The 4,128-nt window shown below is 39.3% G+C and carries 4 protein-coding genes; 3 read left to right on the top strand and 1 reads right to left on the bottom strand.

Features of this window, described 5'->3' with window-relative positions; translation table 11 throughout:
* A partial coding sequence (eno, locus tag H5072_RS13145) for a phosphopyruvate hydratase (protein WP_182693770.1) occupies positions 1–1,068 on the top strand: 1,068 nt, incomplete at its 5' end.
* 193 nt (positions 1,069–1,261) lie between these two features.
* Here eno and mutH read toward each other — a convergent pair.
* On the bottom strand, positions 1,262–1,933 hold the full coding sequence (mutH, locus tag H5072_RS13150; RefSeq protein ID WP_182693772.1) for a DNA mismatch repair endonuclease MutH: 672 nt from the start codon (positions 1,931–1,933) through the stop codon (positions 1,262–1,264).
* A gap of 607 nt (positions 1,934–2,540) precedes the next feature.
* Between mutH and rppH the strand changes: the two genes are divergently transcribed.
* Positions 2,541–3,059 (top strand): RNA pyrophosphohydrolase, encoded by a 519-nt coding sequence (rppH, locus tag H5072_RS13155; RefSeq protein ID WP_002958704.1) that lies wholly within the window; start codon positions 2,541–2,543, stop codon positions 3,057–3,059.
* A 30-nt stretch (positions 3,060–3,089) separates the two neighbouring features.
* Positions 3,090–4,128: phosphoenolpyruvate-utilizing N-terminal domain-containing protein (locus H5072_RS13160; protein WP_182693771.1), on the top strand; the 1,039-nt coding region annotated here is incomplete at its 3' end.

The following is a 4,128-nucleotide window of genomic DNA, read 5'->3' on the forward strand; positions in this document are numbered from 1 at the left end:
GCTTTAGCTGGTCAAAATGCATTAGATCAAAACGCTGTTGATAAAGTGATGCTAGATTTAGATGGTACCGAAAATAAAGAAAAATTAGGTGCAAACGCAATCTTAGCTGTATCACTAGCAACTGCGAAAGCAGCTGCACAGTCTAAAAAAGTTGAGCTTTATGAACATATTGCTGACTTAAATGGCACACCAGGTGTTTACTCTATGCCACTTCCAATGATGAACATCATCAATGGTGGTGAGCACGCAGATAACTCTGTAGATATTCAAGAATTCATGATCCAACCTGTTGGCGCTAAAAACTTCCGCGAAGGCCTACGTATGGGCGCTGAAGTATTCCACAGCCTTGCTAAAGTGCTTAAAGCTGATGGTCATTCAACAGCGGTTGGCGATGAAGGTGGTTTTGCACCTAACCTTGCATCTAACGAAGCGGCTCTTGCTGCAATCAAAGTAGCTGTTGCAAACGCAGGTTACGAGCTAGGTAAAGATATTACTTTAGCGATGGATTGTGCTGCATCTGAGTTTTACGACAAAGAAGCAAACATCTACGATCTTAAAGGTGAAGGTAAAAAATTCACTTCTGAAGAATTTAACTTCTTCTTACAAGATCTTACTAATCAGTACCCAATCGTTTCTATTGAAGATGGTCTTGATGAGTCTGATTGGGATGGCTTTGCACACCAAACTAAACTAATGGGTGATAAAATCCAATTAGTAGGTGATGATTTATTTGTAACTAACACGAAGATTTTAAAACGTGGTATCGACAACGGTATTGCTAACTCAATCTTAATTAAGTTTAACCAAATCGGTTCTTTAACTGAAACTTTAGCTGCAATCAAAATGGCTAAAGATGCTGGTTTTACTGTTGTTATTTCTCACCGTTCTGGTGAAACTGAAGATTCAACAATTGCTGATTTAGCAGTGGGTACTGCTGCAGGTCAAATCAAAACAGGTTCATTGAGCCGTTCTGACCGTGTTGCAAAGTACAACCAATTGCTACGTATTGAAGAGCAATTAGGTGATAAAGCACCGTACAACGGTCTTAAAGAAGTTAAAGGTCAGTAATTCTATTTTACATAGAATATAACTTTTAATTTTAGATGATAAAATCCTCGCCTATGCGGGGATTTTTTATGCCTGATACTTTTTCCAAAGAGATGAAAATAAATTGTATGCTTTAAGCTTGTTGATGTACGCAGCACTAAAGAGTGGAGCACAAAAGTATAACGCTTTACTCATGCTTTAACTTCTTACGCACTCATAGCTGAAACTGCTGCTTTAAAATATCACCTGTAAAACTGGTTTTTAAATAAAAACCACGGGGTAGGGTTTTAATTATTTGCCCATTTGGGCCAATAGCATCAGTGACTATTTTACTATGAGCAGCTTTGGGGCGTATTTGCATAGCATCGCCTAAATGGCCTGATATTTCGTCGACTCTACCTAGCGCAATTAGCTCCATTTGCTCTTCCCAGTCGCGCTGTAACAAAGCGTCTTGTTCAGGTGAAGGCTGCCACAAAAAGCCGCTGCCGATGGTTCTGTCAAACGGCGCAATATCACGTTCGCTTAAAATTGGCAGCCATAAAACATGATTTAGTTTTTTACGCACAGAGCTGGTATGCCACGTCATTCCCGTCACGTTCATTAAAGGTGTAACCGATACAAACGTAGTTTCCAGTGGCCTACCTTTATAAGAAATAGGCAGTGTTTTTAGCTCAATTCCTAAATCTTCAAAATCGGGGAGGGGTTTTGAGCCTGCAGTAGCGCCTAGTACGTATTCAATGAGTTGCCCAGTCCAGCCTTTTTCACGTAGTAAATCATCAGGTGTTTTAAAATAGTACTGGTTTGCAAGTTGCCCAAGTGTTAATCCGGCAATACTGTTAACGCGCTGCATTAAGTCGTTTATTGAGTGTGGTTTTGTAGGTCGCATATTCTTAATTTCGGTTGTATAAATACTGTTAACGCGCTGCATTAAGTCGTTTATTGAGTGTGGTTTTGTAGGTCGCATATTCTTAATTTCGGTTGTATAAATACCATAGCCATGATAGCAAATAGGCTAAGCCGTGGATATCTTTAGGGTTGTACGTTTTTTGCCCACCTGTTGTTTGTGTTAATTTTGCACATATTGAAATTAAGCTACTTTACTTTAAGTTACTGACTCTGCAGGTTTTTTTAAATGTGCACGTTCAGTTTTGATTAAGCCATTTCAAAGTTGTAAGGATAAATACAACTATATGAACATGTTTATCCACAGAATCTGTGGAGAAGCTAAGTTTTAAGATCTTATATTGTGGATTTGTTTGCAAAATGAGCGTGTTTTACAAAAGTTATGCACAAACTGTGAGTAACTAGAGGAAAACAAGAACCGCAATAGCCTTGTTAAGTTATTTTCCAAATATTTACCCACTCACCATAATTTATCAATGTACTAAAAGCTCAAACTTAGCTTACTAATCGGGTTGGGTATAATAGTATTTGCCGTATTGCGGCTAATGTGGAACAATCATTAAAAATCGACTTACAAATGAGGCACTAAGGTGATTGATGCCGAAGGTTTTCGTGCCAATGTCGGAATTGTGATTTGCAATAATCAGGGACAGGTTTTTTGGGCCAGACGTTATGGTCAACACTCTTGGCAATTTCCCCAAGGTGGTGTTGATGATGGCGAAACTGCAGAACAAACCATGTACCGTGAATTACACGAAGAAGTAGGGTTGCGACCAGAAGATGTAGAAATAGTCGCAAGCTCAAAACATTGGTTACGCTATAAATTACCCAAACGATTAATCCGCCGAGACTCTAGTCCGGTGTGTATTGGGCAAAAACAAAAATGGTTTTTACTAAAATTACGCTGTAAAGACGAAGATGTAAATTTACTTAAAACCCATCATCCTGAATTTGATGATTGGCGCTGGGTAAGTTATTGGTATCCTGTAAGACAGGTTGTATCGTTTAAACGGGATGTTTATCGACGTGTAATGAAAGAGTTTGCTCCTTTCGCCATGCCTTTTAATAAGAGAGAACAACATAAAGATCATTGGCGAAGTAAAAGGTAGTTAATTCAGAATAAAATAAAGGAGCAGGACATGCTGGCTACACTGAGATCTATTGCGGAGTCTGTATCGCGACAAGCGAATTTAGACAGCGCATTAGTGTGCTTTGTGCAAATGGTTAAAGATGCCATGAAAACCCAGTGCTGCTCCATTTATTTTGCAGATTACAGCCAGGACAATTTTGTACTTATGGCAACCGAAGGGCTAAACCCCGATGCGGTAGGTAAGTTTAGAATTGGTTTTACCGAAGGTTTAGTTGGCCTAGTAGCGCAACGCGAAGAACCTATTAATATTGCATTTGCTAAATCGCATCCTCGTTTTAAGCTCTCCCCCGAAGTAAACGAAGAAGGCTACAACGCTTTTTTATCTGTACCCGTTGTTCATCAAAAAAAAGTACTGGGTGTTATTGTTGTTCAACAAAAAATGGCACGTGTATTTAGCCAAGACGAAGAGTCGTTTTTAATAACGCTTTCTGCCCAGCTTGCTTCACAGTTAGCGCATGCTGAAATTAAAGAAATACTCCGCCAAGATGAGTCATCTCATCAAACGTCTGTTTTAAAAGGCGTATCGAGCGCGCCTGGAATAGGTATAGGGCAAGCATTTGTTGTATTACCAAAACTCGATTTTAAATCTATTGAGCTTTTAAAAGACAGTGACGTTACTGAGCAGCGCCGTTTGTTTACACAAGCTGTAGCTGCAACGCGCAAAGAATTTAATACCCTATCTATGACGCTAAGCGATTCTATTCCGCACGAAGCTCTTGCGGTATTTGATGTGTATCAACAACTGCTTGACGCTAAAAGTTTAGGGCATAATGTTGAAATGCAATTACAAGAAGGCTGGTGTGCTAAAAGCGCCCTAAAAATTGTAATAGAGCGTTTAATATCTCAATTTAATGCCATGCAAGACCCTTATATAAAAGAGCGTGCTGTTGATGTTAAAGATATTGGCCTTCGTGTATTACATCATCTTGTAAATACCGAGCACGCTGTTAAAAATTACCCGGCCAATACTATTTTAATTGCTAATACCTTAACACCCGCCATGCTTGCTGAGGTGCCAAAAGGTCACT

The organism is Pseudoalteromonas sp. SR45-5, from assembly GCF_014163565.1.
Taxonomy (GTDB): Bacteria; Pseudomonadota; Gammaproteobacteria; order Enterobacterales; family Alteromonadaceae; genus Pseudoalteromonas; species Pseudoalteromonas distincta.

Bases quoted from the DNA above. Each gene is read 5' to 3' on its own strand.
- mutH (WP_182693772.1), bottom strand. From the start codon at position 1,933: ATGCGACCTACAAAACCACACTCAATAAACGACTTAATGCAGCGCGTT.